This is a genomic window from Wolbachia endosymbiont of Nasonia oneida, from assembly GCF_009012935.1.
In the GTDB taxonomy this organism is placed as follows: domain Bacteria; phylum Pseudomonadota; class Alphaproteobacteria; order Rickettsiales; family Anaplasmataceae; genus Wolbachia; species Wolbachia pipientis.
The window spans coordinates 34,131-40,418 of the sequence record NZ_QESS01000004.1; the positions used below are offsets into that span (position 1 = coordinate 34,131).

Here is a 6,288-nt window from a genome sequence, read left to right on the forward strand (position 1 = left end):
AAAGAGGCACTGGAATGACAAAGAGGGTACTTGGATGACAGGAGGTAATGCAGGAAGTCTAATAGTGCAGCAACACGGAACCCCAGGTCAGGCCTGCACCTATTGAAATCAGCAGTACCAGATTTCCTGATTTTATTTTTGATTCTTGTATTGCATAGTCTAAGGCCAGTGGAATTGATGCCGCTGAGGTGTTTGCATGCTTATCAACGGTATTAATCACTTTCTCTATAGGAAAATCTAATTTCTTTACTACTGCTTCAATAATACGAATGTTTGCTTGATGGGGAATTAACCAGTCAATATCAGTGATTTTCAAATTATTGCATTTCAGAGTTTCCTCTACTGAGGCTGTTAACTTATCCACTGCATGTTTAAACACTTCTCTTCCATTCATGCATATTTTTCCAGAATCACCAGTAGAGGATACCCCTCCGTTCGTACATAGTATGTCCACATTGCCGTCAGAGTATAAGTTTGTTGATATGATGCCGCTTCTACCCATTTCTGATTTCATCACCACTGCACCAGCACCATCACCAAAGAGTACACAAGTTGACCTATCTTCCCAATCAACAATCCTAGACATTATTTCAGCACCTATAACCAATGCATATTTAATTCTATTGTTAGATTTTATGAGCGAATCAGCAACTGTAACTGCATATATAAAACCAGAGCATGCTGCTTGTACATCAAAAGCAAATGCGTTTTTACATTTTAACTTACTTTGTACAATCGTTGCACAGCTAGGAAAAGTTTTATCAGGAGTTGTTGTAGCAACTATAATCAAGTCAATTTCATCTACTGAAATTTTAGCTTTTTCTATAGCACTTTTTGCTGCATTTACAGCTAGATCTGACGTTAGTTCTCCTTCATCTGCTATATGCCTTTGAACTATTCCTGTTCTCTGCCTTATCCATTCATCGCTCGTCTCAACTATCGATGCAATTTCGTTGTTACTCAACATTTTTCTTGGTAGGTAAGATCCAGTGCTTAATATGAAACTTTTATTCAATATGACTTACCCCGTTAATTATCTTTTGATTTAAATTTTCACTAATTGCATTTACTGCAAATTTTATGGCATGGGCAAAAGAAATAGCATCAGAATTTCCATGACTTTTAATGATGATACCATTCAGCCCTAAAAACATAGCTCCACTTCTAATTTTGGGATTAAAACGCGTTAAAGCTTTATTTAGTTTGGATTTTAACAATATACCAACAAGCATTTTCGCTATCCACGAATTGAATACTTCCTGCTTTATTAGATTGATAAAGGTACTAGCGGTTGCCTCAGCCGTTTTGAGCATTACATTGCCAACAAAACCATCAGCAACAATCACATCTATATTACCCTCTAAAAATTCACTTGCCTCTATATACCCTTTGAAATTAATGCCTGGAGCGTTTTTAAGCAACTCAAAAGCGCCGCGCACTGAGTCATTACCTTTAACTTCTTCTGTGCCGATATTTAGCAAAGCAACTTCAGGATTGTCAATTTTTAATGCTATTTTTGCAAATATACTACCCATTAACGCAAATTGAAATAATGAGTCGGCATTACAATCAACATTTGCACCAAGGTCAAGCAAAGCGAAGCTTTTTGTCTTAGTTGGACAGATAGAGGCAATAGCAGGACGATAAATGTTTGGTAATGTTCCTAAAATAAATCTGGAAATTGCCATCAATGCTCCGGTGTTGCCTGAAGACACCACTCCGAAAGCTTTACCTTTTTTTACTGCCTCAATGGCAGCTTTCATACTTGAGTCTTTACGATGCCTCAGTGCAAAAGATGGCTTATCATTTGCAAGAACATTGTCAGAACAATGAGTAAACTCAGAATTGTTACTTACTTTTTTGTATTTTGAAAGCAAAGGAGATACTTCTTCCTTATCTCCATAAATATGAAAAAAAACTTTAATGCCTGGGTCAACAAGGTTGTCTAAAAAAAAACCAGCACCATGAATTACGGAAAGAGGCGCAAAATCGCCCCCCATAGCGTCAAGTGCAATAACTATATTATTATTGACCGTAGGTAACATATCATAATAGTCACTCTGCCTGTTGCTTGATGAAAACCCGTTTTCCTTTGTAACTGCCATCAACTGCTACGTTATGAGGCAACATGAATTCCCCAGTTGTTGAACATACCACAACATTCTTAGGCTCAATAGCATGATGAGAACGATGCATATTACGCCTTGACTTTGACTTTTTTCTTTTTGGAACTGCCAAAACTTCCTCCATTCTACTACAAAATTCAATTCATTAGTAACATGTTTTTTACAGGAAGTAAACAGGGATAGTAAAATAAGTAAGGTTTGCTTATGTAATTGAGTTCTATAGCTAAAGTGGCTCTACAATTTGAAAAACCGTCATTCCGCTACTCGTTAGCGGAATCTATACCGCGAATGAATTGCGGTATGACGTAGGGAAACCTTTCTTGGGTTAAGCTTTAAATTAAAACATCAAGTATATTGAACTTAAAACATATCTCAGCTATACTTTGCGATAAAGTTAATAAAAATTTTAATAAAATCAGTAAGACTAACCTCTAGCTAAAATGAATACAAAGTGAGCTTTTTTGATATAAATAGTGTTAGAATAATTGGTAGGTACTTTATCAATTTTTTGTTAAGGCTTGGTAGTGCATTCATATTTTTTATTCAATCTCTATACCACTGCCTTGTGCCACCATATTATTTTAGCAACATAGCAAGACAAATTATAGAGATAGGCTTTTTCTCTCTGCCAATTGTTGGGCTCACTGGAGTTTCTATAGGAGCGGCAATAGTTTTACAAAGTAGCTTGAGTGACCCATTAATTAACCAAGAACAGATAATACCCAAACTTGTTACGATCACTATCATTAAAGAGTTAGGACCAGTTTTGATCAGCTTAATAATGGTAGGAAAGGTTGGATCATCAGTTGCAGCAGAAATTGGTACAATACGCATCACCGAGCAAATAGATGCACTTACAACCTTGAACATCAACCCTTTTAAATATTTAATTGCACCAAGGATTTTAGCGTCAATCATAGTATTTCCCATACTTACAGTATGTGCAGATTTAATAGGAATATTTGGAGGATGTATCACTGCAGTCTTCGAATTTAACCACAATTTAAATATATACATTAAACACACAGCTCAGTTCTTTAATACGTATGATTTTATAACTGGGCTAATAAAAGCAACTGTATTTGGCGCCATAATTTCTGTCTCAAGCTGCTATTACGGTTACCATTGCAAAGAAGGTGCACGAGGAGTAGGTGTTGCTACAACATCAACTGTTGTTTTATCGTCCATACTGATCATTTTAGCAAACTACATGATTACTTTGATACATGCGTAACCCCATAATATCAATATTGAACTTAAGCTTATCTTTTGATGATAGGACAGTACTAAAAGATCTAAATTTTGATATATTAAAAGGGGAATCATTAGTCATACTTGGTGGCTCAGGAAGCGGCAAATCTGTATTAACAAAAACAATTATCGGCTTGCTTGCTCCAGACTCAGGGTCTGTTAAAATAAATAGTAAAAGCAAAAATAAATTTGGGGTTTTATTTCAAAATTCCGCTTTATTTGACTACGTTACAGTGTGGGAAAATATATCTTTTAATTATAAAAAGCGCTTTAATATCAGCAAAAAAGAGGCAAAACAGCTAGCAATCGAGAAGTTAAATGATGTTGGACTGGAGGAAAGCATAGCAGATATGTTTCCAATAGAGCTATCAGGTGGAATGAAAAAAAGAGTGGCACTTGCAAGGGCGATTGCACACAATCCAGAAATCATTATTTTGGATGAACCAACTTCAGGATTGGACCCAATTATGTCAGATATAGTAAACGAGATAATAATAAAATTATCTAAAGACTTTAACCCTACAATTATCACGATTACACATGATATTCATAGCGCATTTAAAATAGCTGATAAAATAGCAGTATTATATGAAGGGGAGATCATTTCCCATGGAACTGTTCAGGAAATACAAAATACTAATAACGAATATATAAAAAAATTCATTCATTATATATAGCTAAAGATATATACACTATTGCTAACAGTCATATTTTTAAGTTTTAACTTTGTAAAAGGTAGTGGACATTGGAATTCAGATTTTTTTCAAACTGGATCCTATAGCTAACACGTCATACCGCGATTCATTCGCGGTATCTCGGCATAGATTCCGCTAACTAGTAGCGGAATGACGAATTTGTCGTTTTTCAAATTGTCGTAAGTCAGTTTAGCTATATATAGGATGACAGAAATTGTTTGTATTAGCTATATTCAAAAGCTCTATTGATATTTTGCAATATTTGTGATAAAATAATAGCTTAAGGTTGAGAGTAAAAATTTATGAGTGAAGCTCAAGGTCCAAACATTGCAGAATGGCAAGCGCAGCAGCAACACCAAGAGGCTGCTGGTGAGAAAAGTGGTTTTGGTCTTGGTCATAGTGACTCTGTTTCAACAGTTGTCGATGGAATGAAATGGTTGTTCAACTTTCATGAAGGAGCAATTGCTGCTTATAGTAACGTGTTTGAAGGTTTGGTGAGTGGCAGTAGTTTAGTAACATTGTTTGGAAAGTCAGGTAATATGTTTGGCATAAAATTTCTTGAAGGCCTTGCAGAATATTTTTCAGGTGGAGGTGGGGAAGATATGCCATCAGAAGGAATGGATATGGCTCATGGTGATGATGGACATCACTCAGATGATTACCCTCATGCCAATAACGAAATAGCTCATAATGCTGATGGTTTGCAAGACATGCATGATGCAGGTGATCACCATGGTCAATCTTTTTCACCTGGTCCTTCACCATCTGTTGGCGATGACCACGGGCATGAACTTGGTTAAACGCTTAAAAACTATTGAATAGTTGGGTTCGCAAGAAAAGTTGCTATTGTTATGAGTTTGTCTTAGTGAAAAAGGTTTCAGTTTTAGGGTCAACAGGAAGTGTTGGAAAAAAGACTGTAGATTTGCTCTCAAAGAGAAAAGAAGAATACCAAGTGGAAGCACTAAGTGCCCATTCGAACTTTGCTCTACTGGCACACCAAGCAAAACTGCTGAATGCAAAATACGTTGCTATCTCCGATGAAAGGTTTTACAAAGATTTAAAAGAAAATCTACTTGGTACAGATGTAAAAATAGCAATTGGTGCTACAAATATTGCTACCATACCTGTTGATCTCTCAGTTGTTGCAATAGTTGGCATTGCAGGCCTTGAGCCAGTTATGGAGGTTATAGAAAGCGGTACCAAAGTCATTGCATTGGCAAACAAAGAAAGCATTGTTTGCGGTGGAAAGTTATTACTCAAAAAAGCTAAAGAAAAAAATGTACAAATAATCCCTATTGACTCTGAGCACAATGCAATTTTTCAAATTTTGCAAAATGACGACAAATGCGTAGAAAAGATCATACTTACTGCTTCTGGTGGACCATTCTTAAATTATAGCCTTGAGCAATTAAAAAATGTTATGGTAGATAAGGCGCTTAGTCACCCCACTTGGAATATGGGAAAGAAAATCTCGGTTGATAGCGCAACAATGATGAATAAGGCACTAGAGATAATAGAAGCACATAACTTGTTTAACATCAGCCCGGATAAAATTGAAGCAGTAGTGCATCCTGAGTCAATAGTACATGGAATTGTAACTTATAAGGATGGGTTCAACTTTGCTGTGCTTGCAGAAACTGACATGGCAATTCCTATTTCATATGCTCTATCTTGGCCGGAAAGATCAGCTTTAAATCGTAAATTAGATTTAACAAAGCAAGGAAAATTGACCTTTCAAGAACCAGACCATAAGCGTTTTCCTGCGTTAAAGCTTAGCATGGAAGTGTTAAACTCTTCTACTCCACAAACAAACAGTATTGTGCTCAATGCTGCAAATGAAATAGCTGTTAATGAATTTTTGAAGTCACGAATCGGCTTTTTAAAAATAGTAGAGGTAGTGGAATCAACAATGGAAAGTTTTGGTAGTTATACTGATATTAATTCACTATCTGATATAATAAATATTGATTATGAAAGTCGTATTATTGCTAATAAAGTTGTTGAAAGTAAAGTTGTTGCGTATAGCTAGAGTAATGTAACCAGACTGTATTCTGTGATTTTTTTTTAGCAAAGCACGATGCACAATCGTCATTCCGCTACTAGTTAGCGGAATCTATGCCGAGATACCGCGGCGGTATGACGGTTCGCGGCGGTTATGACGTGTTATCTATAGCTATCTTCAAAAATATGGTTGAATAATTGTTAATAATAGTGTA

Annotated in this window: 7 protein-coding genes; 4 read left to right on the forward strand and 3 right to left on the reverse strand. The window is 36.0% G+C overall.

Annotation, left to right across the window (positions count from 1 at the left end; translation table 11 throughout):
• Nucleotides 1-58: 58 nt before the first annotated feature.
• Genes DEF52_RS02885 through rpmF form a run of 3 tightly spaced genes read right to left on the reverse strand, consistent with a single transcriptional unit; the run spans nt 59 to nt 2,238 of the window.
• Nucleotides 59-1,015: a beta-ketoacyl-ACP synthase III gene (locus tag DEF52_RS02885; protein WP_141456654.1), complete on the reverse strand. Its 957-nt coding sequence runs from the start codon at nt 1,013-1,015 to the stop codon at nt 59-61.
• Nucleotides 1,008-2,045, reverse strand: coding sequence for a phosphate acyltransferase PlsX (plsX, locus tag DEF52_RS02890; protein WP_151807807.1), 1,038 nt, complete (start codon nt 2,043-2,045; stop codon nt 1,008-1,010). Before plsX ends, DEF52_RS02885 begins: the two co-directional genes overlap by 8 nt.
• Nucleotides 2,046-2,055: 10 nt before the next feature.
• The gene (rpmF, locus tag DEF52_RS02895; protein WP_010962967.1) at nt 2,056-2,238 is read right to left on the reverse strand and encodes a 50S ribosomal protein L32; all 183 of its coding nucleotides are present in this window, start codon (nt 2,236-2,238) and stop codon (nt 2,056-2,058) included.
• Nucleotides 2,239-2,577: 339 nt separating this feature from the next.
• Between rpmF and DEF52_RS02900 the strand changes: the two genes are divergently transcribed.
• From DEF52_RS02900 to dxr, 4 genes are all read left to right on the forward strand, one after another.
• Nucleotides 2,578-3,360: an MlaE family ABC transporter permease gene (locus DEF52_RS02900; protein WP_151807808.1), complete on the forward strand. Its 783-nt coding sequence runs from the start codon at nt 2,578-2,580 to the stop codon at nt 3,358-3,360.
• Nucleotides 3,353-4,054 (forward strand): ABC transporter ATP-binding protein, encoded by a 702-nt coding sequence (locus DEF52_RS02905; protein WP_151807809.1) that lies wholly within the window; start codon nt 3,353-3,355, stop codon nt 4,052-4,054. Before DEF52_RS02900 ends, DEF52_RS02905 begins: the two co-directional genes overlap by 8 nt.
• A gap of 320 nt (nt 4,055-4,374) precedes the next feature.
• Nucleotides 4,375-4,872: a hypothetical protein gene (locus DEF52_RS02910; protein WP_007548965.1), complete on the forward strand. Its 498-nt coding sequence runs from the start codon at nt 4,375-4,377 to the stop codon at nt 4,870-4,872.
• 65 nt (nt 4,873-4,937) lie between these two features.
• Nucleotides 4,938-6,101 carry a 1-deoxy-D-xylulose-5-phosphate reductoisomerase gene (gene dxr / locus DEF52_RS02915; protein ID WP_151807810.1) on the forward strand — a complete coding sequence of 388 codons (1,164 nt, stop codon included), beginning with the start codon at nt 4,938-4,940 and terminating at the stop codon, nt 6,099-6,101.
• Nucleotides 6,102-6,288 lie beyond the last annotated feature (187 nt).